General features: G+C 63.6%; 18 protein-coding genes. 3 read left to right on the top strand and 15 right to left on the bottom strand.

What is annotated here, in order from left to right:
• Nucleotides 1-30: 30 nt before the first annotated feature.
• The 8 genes from RC54_RS23175 to RC54_RS23210 form a co-directional block, all read right to left on the bottom strand.
• Nucleotides 31-789 carry a maleate cis-trans isomerase family protein gene (locus RC54_RS23175; RefSeq protein ID WP_058897154.1) on the bottom strand — a complete coding sequence of 253 codons (759 nt, stop codon included), beginning with the start codon at nt 787-789 and terminating at the stop codon, nt 31-33.
• Nucleotides 786-1,811 carry a carbon-nitrogen hydrolase family protein gene (locus RC54_RS23180; RefSeq protein ID WP_061788499.1) on the bottom strand — a complete coding sequence of 342 codons (1,026 nt, stop codon included), beginning with the start codon at nt 1,809-1,811 and terminating at the stop codon, nt 786-788. The genes RC54_RS23175 and RC54_RS23180 overlap by 4 nt, the downstream gene beginning before the upstream one ends.
• 39 nt (nt 1,812-1,850) lie before the next feature.
• Nucleotides 1,851-2,786, bottom strand: a complete 936-nt coding sequence (locus RC54_RS23185; RefSeq protein WP_058897156.1) for a fumarylacetoacetate hydrolase family protein — start codon at nt 2,784-2,786, stop codon at nt 1,851-1,853.
• 121 nt (nt 2,787-2,907) lie between these two features.
• The gene (locus RC54_RS23190; protein WP_061788500.1) at nt 2,908-4,053 is read right to left on the bottom strand and encodes a cupin domain-containing protein; all 1,146 of its coding nucleotides are present in this window, start codon (nt 4,051-4,053) and stop codon (nt 2,908-2,910) included.
• Between the two features lie 34 nt (nt 4,054-4,087).
• Nucleotides 4,088-6,409, bottom strand: coding sequence for a bifunctional salicylyl-CoA 5-hydroxylase/oxidoreductase (locus RC54_RS23195; protein WP_061788501.1), 2,322 nt, complete (start codon nt 6,407-6,409; stop codon nt 4,088-4,090).
• Entirely contained in the window at nt 6,406-6,849 is a 444-nt protein-coding gene (locus RC54_RS23200; protein ID WP_058897159.1) for an acyl-CoA thioesterase, read from the bottom strand. Before RC54_RS23200 ends, RC54_RS23195 begins: the two co-directional genes overlap by 4 nt.
• A 10-nt stretch (nt 6,850-6,859) precedes the next feature.
• Nucleotides 6,860-8,377 carry an indolepyruvate oxidoreductase subunit beta family protein gene (locus tag RC54_RS23205; RefSeq protein WP_061788502.1) on the bottom strand — a complete coding sequence of 506 codons (1,518 nt, stop codon included), beginning with the start codon at nt 8,375-8,377 and terminating at the stop codon, nt 6,860-6,862.
• A 58-nt stretch (nt 8,378-8,435) separates the two neighbouring features.
• Nucleotides 8,436-10,634 (bottom strand): thiamine pyrophosphate-dependent enzyme, encoded by a 2,199-nt coding sequence (locus RC54_RS23210; protein WP_061788503.1) that lies wholly within the window; start codon nt 10,632-10,634, stop codon nt 8,436-8,438.
• A 470-nt stretch (nt 10,635-11,104) separates the two neighbouring features.
• Between RC54_RS23210 and RC54_RS23215 the strand changes: the two genes are divergently transcribed.
• The gene (locus tag RC54_RS23215) at nt 11,105-12,130 is read left to right on the top strand and encodes an AraC family transcriptional regulator (RefSeq protein WP_058897162.1); all 1,026 of its coding nucleotides are present in this window, start codon (nt 11,105-11,107) and stop codon (nt 12,128-12,130) included.
• Nucleotides 12,131-12,208: 78 nt separating this feature from the next.
• Here the strand turns inward: RC54_RS23215 and RC54_RS23220 are convergent, their stop codons facing one another.
• The 5 genes from RC54_RS23220 to RC54_RS23240 form a co-directional block, all read right to left on the bottom strand.
• The gene (locus tag RC54_RS23220; protein ID WP_061788504.1) at nt 12,209-13,834 is read right to left on the bottom strand and encodes a phytoene desaturase family protein; all 1,626 of its coding nucleotides are present in this window, start codon (nt 13,832-13,834) and stop codon (nt 12,209-12,211) included.
• A 4-nt stretch (nt 13,835-13,838) separates the two neighbouring features.
• Nucleotides 13,839-14,636 (bottom strand): cyclase family protein, encoded by a 798-nt coding sequence (locus RC54_RS23225; RefSeq protein WP_082803042.1) that lies wholly within the window; start codon nt 14,634-14,636, stop codon nt 13,839-13,841.
• A 23-nt stretch (nt 14,637-14,659) separates the two neighbouring features.
• Nucleotides 14,660-15,208: a flavin reductase family protein gene (locus tag RC54_RS23230; RefSeq protein ID WP_058897164.1), complete on the bottom strand. Its 549-nt coding sequence runs from the start codon at nt 15,206-15,208 to the stop codon at nt 14,660-14,662.
• A 9-nt stretch (nt 15,209-15,217) separates the two neighbouring features.
• Nucleotides 15,218-16,468 carry a styrene monooxygenase/indole monooxygenase family protein gene (locus tag RC54_RS23235; protein WP_058897165.1) on the bottom strand — a complete coding sequence of 417 codons (1,251 nt, stop codon included), beginning with the start codon at nt 16,466-16,468 and terminating at the stop codon, nt 15,218-15,220.
• A gap of 63 nt (nt 16,469-16,531) precedes the next feature.
• A complete protein-coding gene (locus RC54_RS23240; RefSeq protein ID WP_058897166.1) occupies nt 16,532-17,320 on the bottom strand; it encodes an SDR family oxidoreductase in 789 nt (262 codons plus the stop codon).
• A 421-nt stretch (nt 17,321-17,741) separates the two neighbouring features.
• Between RC54_RS23240 and RC54_RS23245 the strand changes: the two genes are divergently transcribed.
• Together RC54_RS23245 and RC54_RS23250 are read left to right on the top strand one after the other, a co-directional pair.
• Nucleotides 17,742-18,653: a SphA family protein gene (locus tag RC54_RS23245; protein ID WP_061788505.1), complete on the top strand. Its 912-nt coding sequence runs from the start codon at nt 17,742-17,744 to the stop codon at nt 18,651-18,653.
• Between the two features lie 101 nt (nt 18,654-18,754).
• Complete coding sequence (locus tag RC54_RS23250) at nt 18,755-20,335, top strand: methyl-accepting chemotaxis protein (RefSeq protein WP_058897168.1); 1,581 nt, start codon at nt 18,755-18,757, stop codon at nt 20,333-20,335.
• Between the two features lie 94 nt (nt 20,336-20,429).
• Here the strand turns inward: RC54_RS23250 and RC54_RS23255 are convergent, their stop codons facing one another.
• Nucleotides 20,430-22,505 carry a TonB-dependent receptor gene (locus RC54_RS23255; RefSeq protein WP_231738826.1) on the bottom strand — a complete coding sequence of 692 codons (2,076 nt, stop codon included), beginning with the start codon at nt 22,503-22,505 and terminating at the stop codon, nt 20,430-20,432.
• A gap of 216 nt (nt 22,506-22,721) precedes the next feature.
• Complete coding sequence (locus RC54_RS23260; RefSeq protein ID WP_058897169.1) at nt 22,722-23,771, bottom strand: NAD(P)-dependent alcohol dehydrogenase; 1,050 nt, start codon at nt 23,769-23,771, stop codon at nt 22,722-22,724.
• Nucleotides 23,772-23,789: the final 18 nt, after the last annotated feature.

Raw genomic sequence — 23,789 nt, forward strand, 5'->3', positions numbered from 1 at the left:
GCTCCTTAGGCGCCCCTTTATTGACCACGCTCAATATCGCCCCGACAGCAGCGAACCGAAACCGGGCACGGTAGTGTCCAATTCCAGTCGCTTGAGCATCATGTAGGTGGTCGCCACCGAAGAGGACAAGACCGGCAGCCCGGTACGATCCTCGATGGCCTGCACCGAGGCCAGCGAAGGCATCTGCACGCAGGCCGAGGCGACGATGGCATCGACCCCGCTAGTGTTGAGGCGCTTGGTGATCTCGATGGGAGCACGCGGATCCTGGCGACCGACTTCCAGGTTGTCCGGGATTTCCAGCGAGATACTATCCACCACTTCGATGCCCTCGTTCTCGATGTAGTCGATCACCAATTGCGTAAGCGGCTTCATATAGGGTGTGAGGATGGATACCTTCCTGGCACCGATGGCGTGCAAGCCATCGACCAGGGCGCCGGCGCTGGTGACCACCGGGGCCGCGCCGCCATTGTCCACGGTGCGCTGGTGCAGGCGCTGTTCGGAGACCCGATGGTAACCACGTCCCATGCTCATGATGGCCACCAGGCAGGCATAGCCCAGCACATCCACCCGCGCGTCCGACAACTCCAGCGCGCAGCGGTCGCTGTCGCCATCCATGGCGGCCAGCTCTTCCTTGGTGACATGCTTCATGCGCATCCGGCTGGAGTGGAAGGTAAAGCGTTCCGGCAGGTTCAGTTCGCGCGCGCGCAGGATGGCCGGGATCTCGGTTTCCATCGTGGTGTTGGAGGACGGCACGATCTGGCCGATGCGATAACTGCGGGTGCTGCTCATGGGTGATCCTCCATCAGGTCGGTCAGCGTCGGGGCCGGGGCCTCTTCCGCATAGCCTTCACCGCCGGCGAAATGGGCGGCCTGCAAGGGCTTGCGGTTGACGCTGAGATTGAAGACGTCGAAGCGGTTGTAGTGGCCGGTGATGTCATGCATCTGGCGCGGTTGAATGCAGCGCGAGAGGTCGATGTCGGCATAGACGATGCCTTCTTCATCGATCAGCGGCGTGCCGATCACGCGGCCATCGGGGCCCAGCACGCCAGAAAAGGCACTGTTGCGACGGGACAGCAGCGCCCGCGCCTGCGGATGGCTGGCTTCCATGGCCTGGATGATTTCTTCCGAGACGGTGGAGCAGGACACGATGGTGAACACCTTGCCCTCGAAGCAGTGGGCGGCGGCGCGCACCTTGATGGCTTCGGCCATGTCGTAGTCGGCCGGCGCCACCGGCAGCGCAATGTAGCTGGCCACGTGGACCAGCTCACCTTGCGCCAGCAGCGAGAAGCGCGCCAGAGTATTGGTGTTTTCTCCACAGGCCAGCGCCCCCAGCGGACCGACGCTGGTCTGGTGCACGCGCAGGCCGGAGGCGTCGCCCGGCGCCCAGGTCAGCTTCTCGGCCCAGGTCGGCACCAGCTTGCGATGGCGGCCGATGATACGGCCATCGTCGGCAATGGTGACCACGGTGTTATAGATCGTGCCAATGCCGTGACGATTGCGCTCGTTCACGCCGACCACCACGTTGACCTGGTGGCGCGCAGCGGCTTGCGCGATCTTGCTGATCTCGGGGCCGGGAATCTCAATGGCCGAGCGCGCCAGGCGCTCGAACCAACTGCTGCCCTCGATGGGGTTCATGATCCAGCTCCAGTAGGGATAGCCGGCCACGAACACTTCCGGGAAGGCCACCAGCCTGGCGCCATGGCTGGCCGCCTCGGCGATCAACGCCACCACCTTGTCGACGGTGGCGTCGGTGTTCAGAAAGACCGGGGCCGCCTGGACCGCCGCAGCCTTGAAACGTTGAAGTTCGAGCATGTCAGTTCCTTGTGATTGAACAGCCAGATGGGCGTGGGTTCAGGCCTTGCCCGGCGGCAGTTCGCCGACCGCCACGATGGGGTTGCGCAGGCTGCCGATCTTCTCCACGGTGGCCACCACCACGTCGCCCGGCCACATCCATTCTTGCGGCGAGCGGCCTGCGCCCACGCCAGCGGGGGTGCCGGTGGCGATGATGTCGCCCGGTTCCAGGGTGATGCCGGCGCTGATGTCGGCGATCAGGGTATCGACCTTGAAGAGCATGTGGCGGGTATTGGAGCTTTGCTTGGTCACGCCATTGACGGTCAGGCTCAAATCGAGATTGTGCGGATCGGGGATCTCATCGGCGGTGACGATGACCGGGCCGAAGGGCGCGTAGGTATCCTGGCCCTTGGAATAGATCCACTGGCCGGCGCGGCGATTGTCGCGAGCGCTGATGTCGTTCATGACGCTGTAGCCGAATACGTAGTCCAGGGCGCTAGCCTGGCTCACGCCCTTGGCCTGCTTGCCGATGATGACGGCCAGTTCCACTTCCCAGTCCATCTGGCGGGTAATGGCCTGGTTATGCTCGATGGCGTCGCCCTGGCCGATCACGGTGGTGGGCGGCTTGGAGAAGATCACCGGCTGCTTGGGCAAGTCCTTGGAGGTATCCAGGGTGCGGCTGGACTCTTCCACGTGTTCCACGTAGTTCAGGCCGATGCCGAAGATGTTCTTGCGCGGACGCGGGATGGGCGCCAGCAGCTTGACGTTGACCAGCGGACGCGCCACGCCCACCGGCCACTGCCCGCGATAGCGTTCCAGCAGTGCAGTGGTGCTGGCGAGGGCACACGGGCCCAGATCGATGAAGTCCAGCATGTTGTCGGGCAGTGCTTCCCCGGCGTGCAGGCCCAGTTGTTGCAGGTCGACGACCAGCTCATCGACGATGGCGCCCAGACGGGCAGCGGCGCTCACGTTGGCGCGGTAGGTAACCAGTTTCATTGCATCTCACTCCTGTTCGATTGTGACGGGTTGTTTCGGGGTCGGGCTAATGGGGCGTTAATGGGACATTAATGGATGTGAAGTGGAGATTAATGGCCCGTTAATGGATCAACGACTAGGATCAACGACTGGGATCAACGACTGGAGTCAGCGGCTGGTGTCCGTGATGCTCGGCATAGGCTTCTTCGCGATACAGGCCCAGCTTTTCCATGACCGGCAGGTCGCTGAAGCAGAACAGGCAGGCGTCTTCGCTGGCGCTGCCGTTGACGTGCTCGTGCCAGGCCCAGGAGGGAACGCAGAAGATGTCGCGTTCCTTCCAGTCCAAGCGCTGGCCATCGATGATGGAATATCCCTGCCCCTTGGCGACCTGGTAGATGAAGCTGCCGGTGTGGCGATGGGCGCGGCCGGCAAATCCGGGGCGCAGCAACTGCATACTGGCGCCGATGGTGGCCATGACATGGCCGCCGTGGACCGGGTTGGTGTAGTGCATCAGCAGGCCATCATAGGGGCTGCCTTCGGCGGCGCGTGCATAGCGTTGCAGGGCTTCGTAGGTGGGGCCCCACTGGTACTTGAAGAGCGGCGAGTAAGGCTTGTTCCAGCCCACGTCATGCGGACGCAAGCCCGGCGCGCCCCACAGAGCTACGGCATCATCCACCGCATGGGCCACGGCTTGGTGCAGCTCAGGATGCACGGCATAGAAGCCAGCTTCCAGGGCATTGACCAGCGGGATGTCCAGGCCATCCTGCCAAATGCAGGGCAGACCATCGGCTTCCACCCCATGCTCATGCCAGGTGCCATTGGGGGTGAGCACGAAGTCGTTGGCTTCCAGCGTCATCTTGTGGCCATCGACGATGGTGTAGGCGCCGCGCCCTTCCATGATGAAGCGCAGCGCCGAGGACGAGTGCGCATGGGCGCTGGCGACCTCGCCCGGATGCATCACCTGCAGGCCCGAATACAGCCAGCCGACCGCCGCCGAGACCTCGCGCCGCCCTGGATTGTCCAGATAGATCACGCGCCGGCCCGCCTTCTCCGGCGAGACCAGCGCCACTGAGCGCAGTACGTGTTCACGCAGCTCGGCATAGCGCCACAGCACCGGCACCGATTGCGATTTCGGCTGCCAGGGTTCGATCTTGTTGGCTACCGTCCACAGGGCGCCGGTCTTCAATTGTTCCAACTGGCGGTAGTAGGCCAGCAGTTCCGGCGTGTCCGAGACATCGGCACGGCCGGCCACGCTTTCGCGGTACTGATCGTAGTTTTCCTTGCTCACGATGCTTTCCCTTTCCTGGATGACGGCGACCGGCTTACTGGCGCGCCGGGGCGAAACTGCGTTCGAGCTGATCACGGCCCCACTGGTAGGCCGCAGGCCAACTCACCTGGCGCCAGCCCTGGCGCGCACTCTCATGCAGCAACCAGGCAGGGTCGGCCAGGAAGGGCCGCGACAGTGCGCACAGGTCGGCACGACCGGAGGCGACGATGCCATTGACCTGGTCAGCCTCGGTGATGGCGCCCACGGCGATGGTGGGTACGCCGGCTTCGTTGCGGATGCGATCGGCGAAGGGGGTCTGGAACATGCGGCCATACACCGGCTTCTGCGCCGGCGTGACTTCGCCCGAAGACACGTCGATCACATCGGCGCCCTGCGCATGGAGCTGGCGTGCGATCTCGACGGCTTCATCGACGGTGGTGCCGCCGGCGGCCCAGTCGGTGGCCGAGATACGTACCGACAGCGGCAGCTGCGCCGGCCATACGGCGCGCACGGCCTGCACCACTTCCAGCACGTAGCGCAGACGGTTTGGCAGCGACCCGCCGTACTGGTCCTGGCGCGCATTGGTCAAGGGCGAGAGGAAGCTGGAGAGCAGGCAGCCATGGCCGGCCTGCAATTCCAGCCAATCGAAACCGGCAGCAGCGGCGCGCCGGGCGGCGGCCACGAAGTCTTCCCGGATCTGCGCCAGTTGTTCGATGCTGGCGGCGGTCGGCACCTGCGAGACGCCCTCCAGGTAAGGCAGTGCGCTGGCCGAGACCAGCGGCCAGTTGCCGCTGGCCAGCGGTCGGTCGGGCTGTTCCCAACCGAGCTGGGTGGAACCGCGCCGACCGGCATGATTGAACTGGATGCCGATGCGCGCTTGACTGTTGCGGTGGACAAAGTCAACCACCTTGGCCCAGGCCTGTTGCTGTTCTTCATTCCATAGGCCCGGACAGCCGGGCGTCATGCGGGCCTCGGGCGAGACGGCGGTGGCTTCGGTCAGCAGCAGGCCAGCCCCACCCAGAGCGCGTGCGCCCAAATGGACCAGATGGAAGTCGCCCGGCACGCCCTCGCGGGCTGCATACAGCAGGGTCGGCGACACCACCACGCGGTTCTCCAGTTTGATCTCACGCACCTGGAAGGGCGTCAGCAGCGGCGGCGTCGGACGCGCCCCATCGGTGGCCAGGCCGGCGCGCTGCGCCAGCCAGCGCTCGTAGCCCTCCAGCCATTGCGGATCACGCAGGCGCAGGTTTTCATGCGAGATGCGCTGCGAGCGGGTCAGCAGCGAATAGGCAAACTGTTCCGGTTCAAGATCTTCATAGCGGGCCACGTTCTCGAACCATTCGGTGGAGTTGCGCGCCGCATTCTGGATCTTCAGCACTTCCACTGCTCGCACTTGTTCATATCGCTCCAAAGCCGGGCGCAGGCTGCCCGGCTGCTTGAACATGTTGGACAGTTCGATAGCATCTTCCAGCGCCAGCTTGGTACCGGAGCCGATGGAGAAGTGGGCGGTGTGGGCGGCGTCGCCCATCAACACCACCGGCACTTCTGCACCCGCCTCGCCATGCGGACGAGTCCAGTGCACCCACTTGTCGCAGATCACGCGCGGGAAGCGGATCCAAATGGCCGAGCCGCGCAGGTGGGTGGCGTTGGAGATGAGCTGTTCGCCATCCAGCCAGGGGGAAAACAGTTTTTCGCAGAAGGCCACGCCATCTTCCTGCGACATCTGGTCGATGCCAGCGGCTTGCCAGGCGGCATCGGTGGTCTCGACGATGAAGGTGGAAAGACCATTTTCGAAGCGGTAGGCATGGGCCTGGAACCAGCCGTATTCGGTGGGGACGAAGATGAAGGTAAAGGCATCGAACACCTTGCGCGTGCCCAGCCAGACGAAGCGACAGTTACGCTGGTCGATGTCGGGACGGAAGGTATCGGCATAACGGGTACGCACGGCGCTGTTGATGCCGTCGCTGGCGATAAGCAGGTCGGCCTGGTACTGGCGCGCGATCTCCTGGTCATCCTGCACCTGGGTTTCAAAGACCAGTTCCACACCGAGCTCTTCGCAGCGCGCTTGCAGGATGTTGAGCAGGCGCTTGCGGCCGATACCGATGAAACCGTGACCGCCGCTGCTGATGACGCTGCCCTTGAAATGCACATCGATGTCATCCCAGCGGCTGAACTCGCCGGTGATGGTGGCGGCCGATACCGGATCGGCCTCGCGCAGGTTGTCCAGCGTGGCATCCGAGAACACCACTCCCCAGCCGAAGGTGTCATAGGGGCGGTTGCGTTCGACCACCACTACACGATGAGACGGGTCCTGCAGTTTCATCAGCAAACCGAAATACAAGCCGGCGGGACCGCCGCCGATACAGACGATGTTCATGTCGCACTCCTTGGTTGTTGGTTGGCCCCCGTCTCCAGGGCATTGCGCAGCAGGCCGGGTATATCGATAGAGCGATGCGTCTGCAGCGAGGTACACACCAGCACCTGCCGCACCTTCATGCGCAGTTGCCCATCGGCTCCGGTACAGGACAGTTGCAGCGTGATCGACTTGCCGCCCAGACGCTCCACCTCCAGCGCCAGCGTGACCTGGTCGCCCATGCGGCTGACCGCCTCGAACTGCGCGTGCAGCTCCACGGTGGGCAGGCCGTACTGCAACTGGCCGATGTAGCCGGCGAAGCCGACTTCGGGTAACAGGCTGTCGATCCAGGCTTCCAGCAGATCGTTGAAGAGCACGAAGTACTGCGGATAGAAGACAATGCCGGCCGGATCGCATTCGGAAAAACGGATGCGGTGGGGACGTTCAAATCGAGTCAGGGTCATGGCAGCTTCCTCATTGCAGGGCGTGCTGTTGCAGGCTGGCGCGCAGCTTGTGGCCGTGTTCATCGGCCAGGGCTGCCTCGCGCAGTTCACGCAGCACGGCCGGGGCCAGGGTATGGGCATGGCGGTCCACCACCTGCATCAGGGTGTCGTAGTTGCGCAGGCCGCGCGCATGGGTATCGCTATACCCCTTGACCAATCGCTGGCACTGCGCCACTTCCAGCGCCAGGGCGGGGTTGAGGGCGGCGATGCTGGCCACACGCTGCCACCAGCGTTCGATGCGCTCGGTTTCCTGGGCATAGCGCAAGGTGAGGCGACGGCAACGCCGCCAGCGCGACAGGCCGTACAGCAACAGGAAGCCCGGCAGCGAACTGGTCTTGATGACGCGCCCCTCCTGGGTATAGCGACGCACCAGGCGATGCGCCCAATGCGGGCGCGCCAGCCAGCGGCCCAGAGCGGCCGGCAGGGTTTCGCAGATTTCTTCCAGGCGCGGGTGCATGAATTCGTTGATATCGACCAGTTGCTCCTGCTTGGCCCGCACATCGCCGCGCACCCGGGCAAAACGGCTGCTACGGGTCTTGATGTCGGCCACGCGGATGGTGTCTTCATAGGACATCCACAGCGCCAGGTAGCGTGCTGATTCCGCCAGCAGTTCGTCATCCCGGCCACCGGGCACTACAGCCACTGCTGCCAAGGCATCCAGGCGCTGCAGATAGAGGGCGGCGTAATCGGGATCCTGATAGTCGATCAGGCGGCGCACACCTTCCACCGCAATGGGCGCCACTGCCGGGGGATAGGCTCGTGCCTTGCGTACCAGTTGCGCCACTTGCTGGTCTGCGATGGCGGCCACATCGACTGGCTTGAACAGCGGCGCGTCCTGGGCCGTGCCCGGCGCCGCACGCTCGGCCTGACGCGCCTGATCGTGGCCCACGGCAAAGGCTTTGAGGCTGGGCTTGACGCCCACACCACCACGCTCGATGGTGGCTTCGAACTGGGCGCGACTGAAGGGCAGCACGCCAATGCCGCACAGGCTACCGAAGAGCACCGCGCTGATCACGCTGCCCGCACGTTCGGCGGCCTCGGCCATGTCGAAGCTGACAAAGCGCTTGGCAGCCTTGCGCGCATGTTCCACCAGCGCGCTGCTATCGACCCGGCCATCACCCATGGCGGTACGTTCGCCGATGGAATAGACGCGGTGGGTGGAACACAGCAAGTTGGTGCGATCCGGCGTGACCAGTCCACGTTGCACGGCGCGGCCGGCTTCCATCAGTTCGGAGGCCAGCACCACATCGACGTCGCCAGGCATGGGCATGAGCGCCAGCACCGGGCTGCGTGCATCGGCTTGGCCGGCGCCGGGGAACAGCTCCACGTAATAGATGGTGGCTCCGGTACGCTGGGCCACGCCGGGCACGGAGGTGGTCTGGGCAAAATAACCGTTGGCTTCGCCCAGATCGACGATCCAGTCGGCCAGTACGCCGCCGCCCTCGCCGCCCATGGCGAGAATGGCAATCTTGATCGGCTTAAGGGACATGGCGCAGCTCCATCATGGGTGGGTTCTTGTTCATCAGGGTCATGGCAGTGGACATGCATCAAAAGGCGTAACGGGCGCGGCGCTTGGCATCGCGGTCTTGCAACCAGCCGATGACCAGCGTGCGCACGCGTTGGCGCAGGCGATCCATACGGCTCGGGTTGCTGATGATCTCGGCGCGGAAGAAAGAGGGGCACAGCACTGCCGCGTGCGAGACCTCGCCGCACAGGCCGCAACCGACGCAACTATCGACCACGGTGGCCACCGGGTCGCGCCGCAGCGGATCGGGATTGCTCTTGATGGACAGCGAGGGACAGCCGGAGAGACGGATGCAGGAATGGTCGCCGGTGCAAGTCTCGGGATCGACGCCGAAACGTTCACGCACCACGCGCTGACCGGCGGCGATGGCCTTGCGCACCTTGGGTTTTTCGCGGCGCTGCAGGTTGAGCATACATTCGCTTTGCGCCACCAAGACCTTGGGGCCCTTCTCGCTGGTGGTAAGAGCTTCGCGCAGGGTGCTGGTCATGCGTTTCAAGTCATAGGTGCGCTTGATGGTGCGTACCCACTTCACCCCCACGCCCTTGACTGCAGCCTCGATCTCGTGACCGGTGCTGCGGGTCGCGTTGAGGGCGCGCGAGGACAGGATGTCCTGGCCGCCCGTGGCCGAGGTGTAGTTGTTGTCGATGATGATGGTGAGGTTGTCGCTCTGGTTGAAGACCGCGTTGGCCACGCCACTGGTCAAACCGTTGTGCCAGAAACCGCCATCGCCCATCACCGAGATGGCGCGCTTGCCCGCCGGCGCATTGAGCGCAGCCGCACCGGCGCCACCCAGGCCGTAACCCATGGTGGTGTTGCCCAGGTTGAAGGGCGGCAGGATGGAGAACAGGTGGCAACCGATGTCGGCGCTGATGTGGTGCTCGCCCAGTTCGCGCTCCACCAGTTTCATGGCGGTGAAGATGGGACGCTCGGGACAGCCGGTGCAAAATCCCGGTGGCCGCGCATGGACCGACTGGTCCAGCGTGGGCAGCTTGGCCTCGGTGATGGTCTTGCTGGTGGCATTTGCATCGGCGATGGGAATGACGCGCGCGGCGGCGGCCACGGTGGCCGGTACCGATGCCGGCTGCGCCGCGATGATCTGGTAACGCTCCAGGAATTCGCGCACCCCGGCCAGCACGGTGGCGGTGTTGTATTCACCGGCCAGGGGCAGCAGGTCCTTGCCGTGCAGCAGCGTACTGGAACCAAGCTGGCGCAGGATGTTGGCCACGTTCTGCTCGACGAAGTTGGGCTGGCCTTCTTCCAGGACCAGGATGGCGCGCTTGCTCTGGCAGAAACGCTCGAACTCAGCATCCACCAGGGGATAGGCCACGTTCATCACATACAGCGGGATCTTCGATTCACCGAACACGTCGGCCAGGCCCAGCTGTTCCAGGGCGCGGATCAGGGTGTTGTAGTTGCCACCCTGCAAGGCGATGCCGACGTCGGCGGCATCTTCCGAGAAGAACTCGTTGAGCTGGCGGGAGCGAATGAACTCGATGGCAGCCGGCCAGCGCTGTTCCACCTTTTCCTTTTCATGCAGGAAGCTGGCCGGTGGCAAGACGATGCGACTCAGGTCGCGCGTCGGGTTTTCCAGCGCATCCTTGACGGTGAAGGCCGGACGGCGGTTGGCCGAGGTGACGAACTGGCCATGTACGTGGCAGGAGCGGATACGCATCTGCAACATCACCGGCGTGCTGCTGGCTTCGGACAGATCGAAGCCATCCTTGACCGCCTGCACGATGCAAGGCAGGTTGGGACGCGGATCGAGCAGCCACATCTGCGACTTCATGGCAAAGGCATGGCTGCGTTCCTGCATGATGGAGGAACCCTCGCCATAGTCCTCGCCGACGATGATGAGCGCGCCGCCCAGCACCCCGCCCGAGGCCAGGTTGGCCAGGGCGTCCGACGCCACGTTGGTGCCCACGGTGGCCTTGAAGGTGACCGCGCCGCGCAGCGGATAGTTGACCGAGGCGGCCAGGGTGGCCGCAGCAGTGGCTTCGCTGGCGCTGTTTTCGAAACGGATGCCATGTTCGGCCAGGATGTCCTGGGCATCGGCCAGCACATCCATCAGGTGCGAAATCGGCGCGCCCTGGTAACCGGCCACGTAGGCCACGCCGGATTCCAGCAAAGCCTTGGTGACGGCGAGAATGCCCTCGCCACTGAATACTTCTCCTGCGCCCAGGCGCAGTTTCTTGACTTCTTCTACGAATGATCGCTCGGCCATCGTGGTCCCCGTGTGCAGTGAATACGGCATGAAACGTCTATGGATTGCACTTTCGTTTCTCGGGACGCTTGCGTCAATACATGATTAATCATGCATTATGAGTTTTGGCAGAGGCTGGATAAAAGGCGCATTACGGGGATAGAAATGCAGGAAGTTGCCTGTCTGCCACCGTCGCCTATGGGGTTCTGTCAGTTTCCCTACTGGCCTTTAACAGAGCGGAAAGTAAATGGTTTATTCCAGTTGATTGTTGCCCGACAACTTTTCTGTGGAGATCCAGTGACTTCATGTTGCAGCGCATATTGCGCCCATGGGCCTGGCAATGAGATAAAGGCAATACAAGAACTAAAGCATGATTATTCATGCACATTGGCACGGAACTTGTTAGGGAAAGGAAGTCATTCCGCCCTCTTGCCTTCCGCCATTACGACAAGAGACACGATCGCCAGACTAGCTCTGCAGAGGTAGCAGCCATGATGAATGCACTCCACTCCGAATCCCGCGCGCCGCGCATGGCCATGCCGACTTCGGTCGAACGCCTGCTCAACGGCTCCAACAAGCTGTTGTTTGCCTCCTCCGACCTGGACGAAGTCCGCTCCATGGTCGGCCGCGTGATGAAACCACATCGACTGGACCTGACCGGACACGGTGAACGGCTGGACGCCCGGATGCACTACACCGCCCTGGGCGACCTGTCAGTGAGCCGCCTGCGCTATGGCTCGGCGGTGCAGATCGAACCGGGCGCACTGGATAGCTTCTTTCTGGTGCAGATGCCTCTTTTTGGGATGGCCAGCATCGAAAGCGGTGCGCAGCGCATCGATTCCTCGGTCGAACTGGCCTCGGTGCTCAGCCCCGAAGAAACCACCCGCATGACCTGGATGGCCGGTACCGACCAGTTGATGCTGCGACTGTCGCGCTCGTTGGTGGAGCGCACCCTGGTGGGTTACCTGGGCCATCCGCTGAACGAACCGCTACGCTTCGAACTGGGCTTTCGCTGGCGCGACTGTGCACCCTGGCAATGTATGTTGTCCTACCTGCTCGATTGCACCATCCAGCATCCCGACCTGGCCATGCACAAGATCGTGGTCTCGCAGATCGAGCAACTGGCCGCCTCGATCCTGGTCACCTCGCATCGTCACAACCATTGCCAGGACACGCCGGCGCGGCGCAGCACCATCCTGCCGCGCCACGTGCGGCGCGCCCAGGATTATCTGGAAGCCCATGCCCACGAACCGGTCTCGGCCGAGCAACTGGCGCAGGCAGCGGGGGTGAGCGTGCGCAGCCTCTATGCCGGCTTCAAGGACTTCCTCGGCGTGAGCCCCATGCATTACCTGCGCGACCTGCGCATGGAACGGGCGCGTGCCGAGCTCATGAGTGGCGACGCCAATCACGTAGCCGGGGTGGCCTTGCGCTGGGGTTTCGCGCATATGGGACGCTTCAGCAATGAATACAAGCAGCGCTATGGCGAGTCGCCCAGCAAGACGCTGCGCACCCACTAAACCGACTCTGCGCACATAAAAAAGGACGCCGAAAAAAACCGGCGCCCCAAACCCTCCAGACCAGAGAGAAGACCGTTTTCAGCGCGGCGCCAGCCGTTGCGCCACCAGATACCCGGACCCGGCTCCCAGGCCCGGCCCCGGATGGGTACTGGCACCAATCTGGAAGACATTGGCCACGCTGGTCTGATGCCCGCGCGCACCGTGACTGCCGGCGAAGGGCCGCAGCCAGAAGAACTGGTCCGGCGAACACACCCCCGAATAGGGGTCGCCACCGACCAGATTGCAATTGAGCGCTTCAAGATCCGCAGGTGAATACGCGCGCCGGCCCACGACGCGCTGCCCCAGTCCCGGCATGACCTGTTCCAGCCGCGCCTGCACGCGGTCGGCGAAGGCTTCACGCACGGCCTCGTTCCAGCGCCCATCGGCAGGAACGGCAATCTGGCCGGCGCCATCGCCCTTGATGCGGCTGGGCAGTTCCTGCATCTGTATCCACAGGATCCAGCCGCCCGCTGGCGCCCGTCCCGGATCGACCACAGTCGGCTGACCGATGGCCAGGGTCGGGCGGGCCGGCAGCCAACCATTGCAGGCTTCTGTGACATTGGCGCAGACCTGCTCTATGCTTTCGGTGAGGTGTACCAGCGGCACCTGCAGCAGTTCCGGCGTGCGCCAGGCCGGAGGCGCATTGAGCGCGAAGTGAATCTGCATGGCTCCACGCCCGAACTGGTAGCCCTCGGCGCGCTGGCGCAGCTGGGCCGGCACGTCTTGCAGCAGACGGCCATATAACTGGGGCGGCGTGACATTGCACACCACGGCCTGACGCGCTTGGAGCTGCGTGCCATCGGCCAATTGCACACCGGTCGCGCGCTGCTGGCGACCCTGGCCGGTAGTGAGAATGCGCGCCACCTCGGCCTGGGTGCGCAAGGTGCCGCCATGCGCGGTGATCACCTGTGACAGCGCCGCCACCAACTGGCTGCCGCCGCCCTTGACCACCGGCATTCCGCCACTGACCACGGCAGCAAAGGTGAGCTTGCCGATCAGGGCCGAGGTGGCGTCATCCGGGCCCAGGCCCGAATGCAGTACCCAGGGCGCAATCATGGCGCGCGCCAGGTCGGACTTCAGGTTACGCTGCGCCCAACGCCGGAAACTTTCCATCGACTCGCCGCCGAAGGCCAGCAAGCCATCCAGCCCACGCTGGCGCCACTGGGAAAACAATAGCCGCAGCAGCTTCCAGCCATACGGGTCGCTGCCCAGCAAGCCGAAAGTCAAGGCCGCGTCCTGGCCGAACAGGCGATTGGCCATGGCCAGCAGGGCCGCGCCATCGCCCGGCGCCAGCGCATCGATGCGCGCGGCGGCGTCGGCCAGGTCCTGACGCAGTGCCAGACCTTGACCATCGGGGGTGACCAGGCCGGTGGCATAGGCCGACTGCAAGAATTCCAGGCCGGCTGTCTTGAGGTCATCGGCCAGTTCGGCATAGCCGGGACTGCCCATGAAGAGCGGATACCAGGACGACAAGACCTCGTGGGTATAGCCGGAAAACAAGGTCTCGGTGCGGATGCAGCCACCGGCGCGGTCATTGCGTTCCAGCACCAGCACGCGCTTGCCGCGCTTGGCCAGCAAGGCCGCGCCGACCAGCGAATTGATGCCGCTGCCGACGAAGATCACATCGGCCGCATCCACAGCAGAAGAGGAAGGTACGCTGGTCATACCCTCACTCCACCAGCGCCAGCACGCGCAAGGGACTGCCAGAGCCGCCTTCGATCTTCAGCGGCGCCGAGAAGATCAGCGCGCCTTGCGGCGGCAACTGGTCCAGGTTGCACAGGCATTGCAGGCCATAGCGATTGGCGCCATGCATCAGGGTATGGCAGGGATAGGGCAGCGGCCAGGCATAGGACTGGCCGGCATCGGTATTGATGGTTTCCACGCCGAAGCCATGCACACGGCGCTGGTGGATCAGCCACTCTACCGCAGCCTGGGTGGGGCCTGGAGTGTGGGCGCCATCTTCACGCAGGTTGAGGAAGGCAGCAGCATCATTCACACGGTGCGACCAGTCGGTGCGCAACAAGACCCAGGCACCGGCGGCAATGGCGCCGTGGCGCGCTTCCCATTGCTCCAGGAAAGGCACATCGAGCAGCCAGTCTTCATTGGCCGCCACTGCGGCGCTGGCATCGATCACCACCGCTGGCGCGACGAAGTTGCCGGGGGCGATGGTGTCTACACTGTTGCCGGGATGGTCGCGCCCGCTGATCCAGTGTACCGGCGCATCGAAGTGGGTTCCGGTGTGCTCGCCGCAGGAGAAGTTGTTCCAGTACCAGGCCGGGCCGGCTTCATCGTAGTGCGAGATGCGTTCGATCTTGAAGCCCTGCACCTGACCGAATTGCGGCGGCAGTTGCAGCGCGGGGAAGGACGGCGAGAGGGTCTGGGTCAGGTCGACCACGCGCAGGCGGCCATCGGACAGACCGGCAGCCAGGGCGGGCAACAGTGCAGTGGATGTGGCGGGGGATGCCATGGAGGGCTCCTTGTGGGGATCGGTCAGGACGAGGCCTGCAGCGCCGTAAAGCGCCCGGCATGGAATACCAGCGGTGCGGCCGGCTGGTGGTTGGTGCGCACGATGCGCCCGACCATCAGCAGGTGGTCACCTACGGTACGGCAATGGTCATGCTCGCACACCAGCACCGTCAAAGCATCCTCAACGACGGGTAAGCCTTCCGGTGCGTGCGCCAGGGACACACCCTCGAACTTGTCGACGATGGCCGGGCTGGCAAAGCGGCGCGCCAGTTCTTCCTGACCATCAGCCAAGACGTTGATGGCGAAGTGCGAACAGTCGCGGAAGGCTTCCAGGTTGGGCGAGTGATTGACCAGGCTCCACAGCACCAGTGGCGGATCCAGCGAGAGCGAGGCAAAGGAATTGATGGTCAAGCCCACCGGGCGTCCGCTGGCGGTGCGCATGGTCACGATGGCCACGCCTGTGGGATAGGCGCCCATCAGGTTGCGCAGGGTGCGTGGGGCGAGGTCGGTCTGGCCCCAGGGAGCCAGGACCGGAGCGGGGTCGGCGGCGAGCAGGGTGGCGGTGGTGGACATGATCGCTCCTCAAGCCGCAACCGCAAGGGCCTTGGCCTGGTGGCCGGCCACCAGTTCATCACAGGCCTGGGCATCGGCCCACCAGGGGAAGTAGCGCGGCGGGTGATTGAAGCCTTCGGCGATTTGCTTGGCCAGCGACGGCATCTGGCCGGCGGCGCCCAGTAAACCCAGGATATGCGGCGGCGGCGGGGTCAGCAGCGAATTGGTCCATTGCACCACCCACTGGGCGTAGTCCCAGAATTGTTCGAAGGTCTGTTCCATCCAATCGCGGGTATAGGGCTTGTCGCCGTGGGCCAGGATCGCATCCAGGTAGACCTTGGCGGCCTTGGTGGCATTGTTGGCACCCTGCCCCGTGATGGGGTCGTTGGTGGCCACGGCATCGCCCAGGCCGAACACCAGGCGGCCCGATGGTAGCGTCAACACCGGCTTGCGCACGGTGGGCGCAAAGGAACCTGCGAGGATGCCCTTGTCGTCGGTCAGTTCGATCTGTTCTGCGCGCGAGGCTTCCCAGGGCAGGTAGGTCTGCAAGAAACGCTTGGAGGTTTCCAGGTGCTCCTGCGGCGTGCGCACTTCGCGCCAGCAATCCAGCGGGCCGCCGGGGATGCCTTCGAAGACCATGATGTCGCAGGGACCGGAGAGGGTCAGGGCCGGGAAGACGAAATATTCGCCCACGCCGGGGATCAGGTTGAAGGCCACGCTGGAATACTCCGGCTGGGGCTTAAGGCCATGCACGTAGGTCAGCGCCAGCGAACGCTGCGGCTTGTCGAAGGGAGAACGGGTGGCATCGCGTTCGAACAGCTTGACCACTTCGCCCTTGCCGGCGGCCAGGATCACCAGGTCATGTTGCTCGGCCAGGGTTTCCAGTTCGGCCACGCCGGCATCCTGGATCAAGACCTTGCCGCCGCGCACCTCGACCTGCTCCAGCCAGGACGACATCTTCAGACGCTGATCCACCGCCTGGGCCGGGCGGTCCAGGCGTGCGCTCCAATCGATGGCCTTGGCACCGGCCACTTCGGGATGTGGCACGGCAAAGCTGATGCCCTGCACCGGCGGACACAGGGCTTCCCAGTCATTGATACCCAGGTCGCGTTCAATCTGCAGCGATGGATCGAACATACACTGGCTGGACATGACCTTGCCACCGCGCAGGTCATCAGGCGTGCGATTGGTCACCACGGTGACCTGGTAACCTTGCTTGAGCAAACCAAAAGCCAGCGGTAGACCGGCTTGACCACCACCTACGATAGCGATGCTACGCATGATATTTCTCCTCTCGATGTCAATCGACTAAATTGTTATAAATCGTATAAATCATTTATCGTTTCATTGCGCCAAACGTGGAATGGCTGGCACCGCCTGCTCCGGCCCCATCGCCGAATAGCCGCCATCGACTGCATAGTCGGCGCCGGTGACGAAGGACGCATGGCCGGAGAGCAGGAAGGCCACCACGTCGGCCACCTCTTCGGGATTGCCCACGCGCTTGAGCAGATGGAAGTCCGCAGCCACGCGGTCGGTCTTGGCGCGGTCGCCACCGGTCAACTCATCCATCACGCGCGACCAGGTCCAACCGGGCGAGACCGAATTGACGCGGATGGCATCGCCAGCAAAGTCCATGGCCATGTTGCGCGTGACCTGCACCAGCGCCGCCTTGGAAACCGGGTAGAGCCAGCGCCCGGTCTGTGCCACCTTGGAAGAGATGCTGGTGAAGTTGACGATGGCGCCGCCCCCACCCTTGACCAGGTAGGGCCGCACAGCATGGGCGGCCATCACCGCGCTGACCAGGTTCACGTCCAGGGTCTTGAGCCAGTCCTGACGCGAAGAGGCGGCGCCATCGTCCAGGTAGGACGCCGCCAGGTTGACCAGGAAGTCGAGCCGGCCGAAATGCGCGGCCACTTCTTCCACGGCGTGGCTCACCTGGGCGTCATCGGTGATGTCCACGCGCCAGAAGCGACAGGCGCTGCGGTCTTCGCCCGCAACCCGCTGGCCGCCATCGGCATCGATGTCGAACAGCGCGACCTTGACGCCATAACTGCGCAGGCGCGCAACCACGCCTGCACCGATCAGGGTGGCGCCGCCGGTGACGACAGCCACTTTGCCTTCGAGATCTTTCATTGCGCTAACCCTCTGTTGTCTGTTGTGGTGAAGCAGGACGGAGCTTGTTGCTACGCCGTCGCTGCGCCTGCAATGAATAATGGACGCAGCACGGCGCAACACCCTATCCGCCACGCGCACGGGCTATCCATCATTTGCGGCAATTTGAGGATGGCGCGCTGCGGTGGCTGCCTGCTTGCCACAGGGCAAGCAGGAGTTCAGCGCAGCCGCAACTTTTTGCAGCCAGGGGATAGCGATGACCGGATCTGGATCATCGCTTTGGCATCGATAGCTTGATGATTGATCTGCCTCAATTCACCAACACGCCAGGCCACTCCACCAGCCATGCGGGATGTCGCGCACGGCGGACCGGCAAGTGCTGAAGCGAGCGCGTCGTTGACGTCTGACCTGACACCCACCATTTCATACACAGAGGGAAATCATGAAGAAAGCCAAACGCAACACCCTGGCACGCGCCCTGGGACTGGGCTGCAGCCTGGGCCTGGCCATCGCCTGTGTGCCGGCCCACGCCACCGAAGGCAGCGGCCTGCCGTCCTATCCAGATGGTCTGGAAAACTTCGGCTCGGGCGCCCTACCGCCGCCGGGCATCTATGGCATGGTCTATACCGGCTATGCGCAATACGACAAGATCCGCGGCGACCACGGCCAGGACATCGGCCCGCCGGACTTCCGCGTGAAGGTGGGCGTGCTGGCGCCGCGCGTGGTATGGGTGACGCAGCAGAGCATCCTGGGCGGCCAGTTGGCCTTCCATGCGCTGGCGCCGCTACTGGATGTGGATGCGCCTGTGGCAGGCCGCAGCTTCCATAGCCGTGGCCTGGGCGACATCACGGTCGGCCCGGCCCTGGCCTATCACGCCTCGCCAGCCCTGCACTATGCGCTGGGCTTGGACATCACCATGCCCAGCGGCCAGTACAGCCTCACCAATCCCTCCAGCCTGGGCAAGAACATCTGGGTCTACCAGCCCTTGGTAGCCTTGAGCTACATCCAGCCCGAAGGCGTCAACGCCGACATCAAGTTGATGTATGACTTCAACGGCCGCAATGGCGCCACCCAGACCCGCTCGGGCCAGGCCATCCACGCCGACTATGCGCTGGGCTGGGGCTTTGGCAATGGCTTGGTGGCCGGGGTCGGCGGTTACCTCTACCAGCAAGTGACCAACGACAGCGGCGCCAATGCCGCTGCCGGCAAGTCACAGGCGCTGGCTATCGGCCCCAACCTGAAGTACGACAACGGCAAGGACTTCATCATCACCGCCAAGTTCCAGCAGGAATACGACGCCCGCAATCGTCCCGAAGGCAAGCAGTTCTACGTCAAGGCCATACTGCCGTTCTAAAGCAACCGCCGCCCTGGCTCACCCCGCCATCGACGCTGCTTGCCGATGGCGCTTCCTGCTCCCGGCTGCGGCCGGGATGCTTCGCTCTGGAGACCTGGCCCATGAAGACTCACCACTCCGCATCCCGACCGCTCCCCCTGGCGCTGCGCATTGCGCTGACCTTCGGCACTTTGTTGCTACTGTGCGTGCTGGCCGGCGCCATCGGCCTGTGGCAGTTGCACCTGGTCGGCAGCAAGCTCGATGCCGTGGTCAATGACGGCAACCGCAATCTGGCACTGGCGCAGGATCTTTCACAGCAGGTACACATCGGTGTGGAATCCTTTCAGAGCGTCATCATCATCAGCGACAAGGCGGCCGCCGAGGCAGCCATGCAACGCGGCGGCGCCGCACATGAACGTTTCATCACCCAGCGCAAGGCCTTGCTGGAAGCCGTTTCCGACCAACAGACCCGAGGCCTGGTGGAGACCATCTTCGCCATCAATGACCAGCGGGCCGAACCGGCCTTTGGTCGCTTCGTGCAACTGAGCATGACGGGCCAGCGTGAAGAGGCCGGTGCCTGGCTGGCCACGCAATTGAATCCGGCGTTGTCGCAATTGCAGGCGGCCATCAAGGCGTTGATCGATTTCCAGACCGCGCGCAACCAGCAACTGCAGCAACAAAGCCAGCGCGACAGCACGCGTGGGCGCTGGCTGATGGCGGCCTGCTTCTTGGCGTGCATCCTCTTTGCAGGTGGCGCCGGGTATGGCCTGATGCGCACCATGCGCAAGAGCCTGGGTGGCGAGCCGCACGATGCACTGCAGGTGGCGCGCGAGATCGCCGATGGCAATCTGATGGTGCGCGTGCCGGTAGCCGGTCACGACCAGGCCAGCATGATGGCGGCCATGCGCGAGATGCGCGACAAGTTGATCGAGGTGGTCGGCGTAGTCAACCACAACGCACAGGCAGTGGCCGCGGCCAGCCAGGAAATTGCACATGGCCACCATGATCTGTCCGAGCGCACCGAGATCCAGGCCAGTTCGCTGCAGCAGACCACCGCTTCGATGGGGGAATTGAGCAGCAAGGTGCGCTACACGGCCGAGCAATCGGCGCTGGCCTGCCGGCTCTCGGAGCAAGCCGCCGATGCCACCCGCAGCGGGCGTGAAGTGGTGGAACGGGTCATCACGCAGATGCAGGATATCGATACCAGTTCGGGCAAGATCGTGGACATCATCTCGGTGATCGAAGGCCTAGCCTTCCAGACCAATATACTAGCGCTCAATGCAGCCGTGGAAGCAGCCCGTGCCGGCGAGCAGGGCCGCGGCTTTGCGGTGGTGGCCACCGAAGTGCGCACGTTGGCGCAACGGTCGGCGGCAGCCTCGCGCGAGATCAAGCAACTGATCCTGGCCTCGGTGGACAGCAGTGCTGCGGCCAGCAAGCTCTCGCGCGAAGCGGGCGCGGCCATGCAGCAGGTGGTGCAGAGCATCGACCGCGTGAGTGCGGTGATGAACGATATTTCCTCGGCCAACCAGGAACAGAGTACCGGTATTGGCGAAGTGAACCAGGCGCTGATCCAGCTCGACGATCTCACGCAGAAGAATGCCGCCCTGGTGGAAGAAGCGACGGCGGCCTCGATCTTCCTCAAGGACAAGGCGAGTGAACTGAAACGTTCGGTATTGACTTTCCAGTTACCGCTCATCGTCTGAAGCGCGCTGCAAGCGGGCCGCAACCGGTGCTGTGTTCAATCTGAGCTACCGCCACCGCTGGCAAGAGAGCTTGTCATGGTAGCCCTCGGCTGACTCAATACTTCACATTGGCCGAGACATACACCGCCCGACCATCCCCGGGAGCATGACGGGTCTGGTCATTGATCCACACATATTCATAGTAGCGATTAGCCAGGTTCTTGAGCTGCAACTCCAGGCTCAAGCTAGGCGTGACCTGATAGGTGGCGCTCGCATTGAACAGCGTATAGCCGCCGAACTTGCCGCCTGTGTTGGCGGTGGTGAGGTAGTAACTGCCCTGTCCATTGACCGAGGCTGAGAGCTTCAGAGCGGCGCTGGCCTGGTAATCGACGCCACCGGAATAGACGGCACGCGGCACGTGGTCGATTTCCTTGCCCATGGTATCGGGGGCGCTGGGGTCGGGCGTGACGATCTCGGACTTCTGGCGTGAATAGGCCAACCATACGGTGGTGCGCTTGCCGGCGCGCAGGTTGAGTTGCAGATCGACGCCACTGCGCTTGGTGCGACCGACGTTTTCGGAGTCGCCGGTGGGGTCGTTGAGACGTCGCTTGACTTCATCGGAGGCGCGTTGCTCCCAAACGGCCACGCGCCCATCCAGCCAGTCGGCGGGCGTGAACTTGATACCGGTTTCCCAGCCATCATTGATGGAAGGACGCAGGTCATTGTTATTGGACTTGTAGGCGGCCGCGCCGGCACCGACCTGGAAGGTACGCCCCCAGTTGGCATACAGGCTGGCTTGCTGGAAGGGGGAATACACCAAGCTCAGCTTGGGTTGCTTGATGATGCCGTAGTCCTGGATACCATAGCTCACCCCGCGCGAAGGATCGTTGAAGCGGCCCCCCACATGATCGACCCGATAGCCGGGAATGATACGCAGGGAGGAGACTGGCGTGATCACCGCCTGCACATACGCGCCCACGGTATCGAAGACGAAATGATGATCACGCGTCTGCACCACGCGGACCTTGTTGACGGTGCTGTAGCGTGGGCTCTGGTCCTCCTGGCGCTCCAGGTTGAAGCCACCCTCCAGCGCCAGGTCGTTCAGGCCCGCCAGTGCCTTCCACTGGGGACGATAGGTGGCCGTGCTCAACAGACCATAGTGGGTTTCATCGATGATGCGTTCCTGCTGCGAGGTGGTGGAGGAATAGCGCAGCCAGCGCTGGTCACGCACGCGGTTCAGGTAGAGCTTGGTGGCCAGCGACAATTGCGCATCGACCTCGGCATCGAAATGCAGGCTGACCTGGTCCATCTGGCGGTTGCCGCCGTCGGACTGGGCATAGGCATAGGACGCAGTGGGATCACGGCGTGCATCCTGGGCGGTCAGGTAACCCGGTTCCTGAGCATAGCCATTGGCGTGGCGGATGCTCAGACCGGTGCGGTAACGTCCGTCGTCGCTGGTGTAGAACCACTTGCCGGAAAAGGCGATGTTCTCGCCTTGCGCGTGCTGGCGATAGCCATCGGACTTTTCATAACCGAGGAAATAGTTCTGCGACCAGTTACCGTTCTCCACGCCCTTGACCACCTGCAGCTGGCGCGTGTTGAAGCTGCCATAGGTCAGCCTGGCCTCATCATAGTTGCCACCCTCGCGGGTCAGGATGTTGATGTTGCCGGCGATGTTGTGCAGGCCGTAGCGCGCATCATTAGTGCCGCGCACGACTTCGATGCGTTCTATGTTCAGCGGAAGCAGCGTCCCCAGGAAGGGCATTCCGCCCGCATTGTCATTGCTGGGGACGCCATCGATGAGCAGCTTGACCGCATTGACCTCACCTTCGCCATTGAAGCCACGCAAGGATAGCTTGCCCGACTCGTTGCCCTGGCGGAACTGGGTCAGCATCACGCCCGGCGATTGCGCAAACAGTTCCCAGTTGTATTGCACCTGTTGTTGCTGGATGTGATCGGCACCGATCAGGTCCACCGAGGTCAGCACATTGTTGAGTTGTAGCGGGCCGCTGCGGCGCGCATTGACTTCCACCGTGCCCAGCGAGAGCGAGGAATCCTCGGCCGCGCTGGCCGACTGGGCCAGCGCCCAGGGTGCTGCACCCAGTGCCAGCAAGCCGGACAGGGCGGTGAGTTTGACGATGGGACGAACGCGATGCAGATGCCTGGGCCTGCGGCCGGAAAGTTTGCTCATTGGTCTTGTAGTCGTAAAGGACACACGGCCTCGCCCAGCAGCATAGGCTGCTGTCCCCTGGAAGCCGCGTGGAAAAATCAGGAGCGGCAAGGATAAGCTGGGGTGACGACCAGGAGAATGTGGCAATTTGTCGCAGGCCTGGAGCAACGCCGCCAATAAAAAACCGGATCGGTGTATATCGCACCGATCCGGTTCTTCTGTTTTCGCGTGCCGCTTTTAGGCCGCCAGGCTGGCGTTGTCGATCACGAAGCGATACTTGATATCACCCTTGAGCATACGCTCGTAGGCGCTGTTGATCTCCTCGGCACGGATCAGTTCGATGTCGGCGACGATGCCGTGCTGGGCGCAGAAGTCCAGCATCTCTTGCGTCTCGGGGATGCCGCCGATCAGGGAGCCGGCCAGCGAGCGCCGCTTCAGGATGAGGTTGAAGACATTCGGCGACGGGTGCGGCGTGGCCGGAGCACCGACCAGGGTCATGGTGCCTTCGCGCTTCAACAGCGAAAGGAAAGCGTCGAGGTCGTGCGGGGCGGCGACCGTGTTGAGGATGAAGTCGAAGCTCTTGGCGTGCGCAGCCATCTCCTCGGCATTGCGCGAGACCACCACTTCATCGGCGCCCAGGGCCTTGGCAGCGGCGCGCTTGGAATCCGAGGTGGTGAAGGCCACCACGTGCGCGCCCATGGCGTGGGCGATCTTGATCCCCATATGGCCGAGGCCACCGATGCCGACCACGCCGACCTTCTTGCCGGGACCGGCGCCCCAGTGGCGCAGCGGCGAATAGGTGGTGATGCCGGCGCACAGCAGCGGCGCGACGGCCGCCAGGTCGGCTTCGGGGTGGCGGATGGTCAACACGTAGCGCTCATGCACCACGATCTGCTGCGAGTAGCCACCCATGGTCCAGCCGGGAGCGTCGTCGGTCTTGCCGTTATAGGTGCCGACCATGTTGTCGCAATAGTTTTCCAGACCTTCTTCACAGTCGGGGCAGCTCTGGCAGCTATCGACGATACAGCCCACGCCGACCAGGTCACCAACCTTGAACTTGCTGACGTGCGCGCCCACGGCGGCTACGCGGCCGACGATCTCGTGGCCGGGCACGCAGGGATATTGGGTCCCGGCCCATTCGGAACGGACCTGGTGCAGGTCGGAGTGGCAGATGCCGCAGTAGGCGATGTCGATCTGGACGTCGTGTGCACCGGTAGCGCGGCGGGTAATGTGCAGGTGTTCGAGCGGCTTGTCGGCCGCGTGGGCGCCATATGCGTGTACTTGCATGGGATCTCCTTGAGTAGG

Source organism: Herbaspirillum rubrisubalbicans (assembly GCF_003719195.1).
In the GTDB taxonomy this organism is placed as follows: Bacteria; Pseudomonadota; Gammaproteobacteria; order Burkholderiales; family Burkholderiaceae_D; genus Herbaspirillum; species Herbaspirillum rubrisubalbicans.

Coding starts and splice junctions, on each gene's coding strand:
- RC54_RS23255 (WP_231738826.1), bottom strand. CDS start 22,505: ATGAGCAAACTTTCCGGCCGCAGGCCCAGGCATCTGCATCGCGTTCGT.
- RC54_RS23205 (WP_061788502.1), bottom strand. CDS start 8,377: ATGTCCCTTAAGCCGATCAAGATTGCCATTCTCGCCATGGGCGGCGAG.
- RC54_RS23240 (WP_058897166.1), bottom strand. CDS start 17,320: ATGAAAGATCTCGAAGGCAAAGTGGCTGTCGTCACCGGCGGCGCCACC.
- RC54_RS23200 (WP_058897159.1), bottom strand. CDS start 6,849: ATGACCCTGACTCGATTTGAACGTCCCCACCGCATCCGTTTTTCCGAA.
- RC54_RS23180 (WP_061788499.1), bottom strand. CDS start 1,811: ATGCTCGAACTTCAACGTTTCAAGGCTGCGGCGGTCCAGGCGGCCCCG.
- RC54_RS23210 (WP_061788503.1), bottom strand. CDS start 10,634: ATGGCCGAGCGATCATTCGTAGAAGAAGTCAAGAAACTGCGCCTGGGC.
- RC54_RS23195 (WP_061788501.1), bottom strand. CDS start 6,409: ATGAACATCGTCTGTATCGGCGGCGGTCCCGCCGGCTTGTATTTCGGT.
- RC54_RS23225 (WP_082803042.1), bottom strand. CDS start 14,636: ATGGCATCCCCCGCCACATCCACTGCACTGTTGCCCGCCCTGGCTGCC.
- RC54_RS23175 (WP_058897154.1), bottom strand. CDS start 789: ATGAGCAGCACCCGCAGTTATCGCATCGGCCAGATCGTGCCGTCCTCC.
- RC54_RS23185 (WP_058897156.1), bottom strand. CDS start 2,786: ATGAAACTGGTTACCTACCGCGCCAACGTGAGCGCCGCTGCCCGTCTG.
- RC54_RS23215 (WP_058897162.1), top strand. CDS start 11,105: ATGATGAATGCACTCCACTCCGAATCCCGCGCGCCGCGCATGGCCATG.
- RC54_RS23260 (WP_058897169.1), bottom strand. CDS start 23,771: ATGCAAGTACACGCATATGGCGCCCACGCGGCCGACAAGCCGCTCGAA.
- RC54_RS23220 (WP_061788504.1), bottom strand. CDS start 13,834: ATGACCAGCGTACCTTCCTCTTCTGCTGTGGATGCGGCCGATGTGATC.
- RC54_RS23235 (WP_058897165.1), bottom strand. CDS start 16,468: ATGCGTAGCATCGCTATCGTAGGTGGTGGTCAAGCCGGTCTACCGCTG.
- RC54_RS23245 (WP_061788505.1), top strand. CDS start 17,742: ATGAAGAAAGCCAAACGCAACACCCTGGCACGCGCCCTGGGACTGGGC.
- RC54_RS23230 (WP_058897164.1), bottom strand. CDS start 15,208: ATGTCCACCACCGCCACCCTGCTCGCCGCCGACCCCGCTCCGGTCCTG.
- RC54_RS23250 (WP_058897168.1), top strand. CDS start 18,755: ATGAAGACTCACCACTCCGCATCCCGACCGCTCCCCCTGGCGCTGCGC.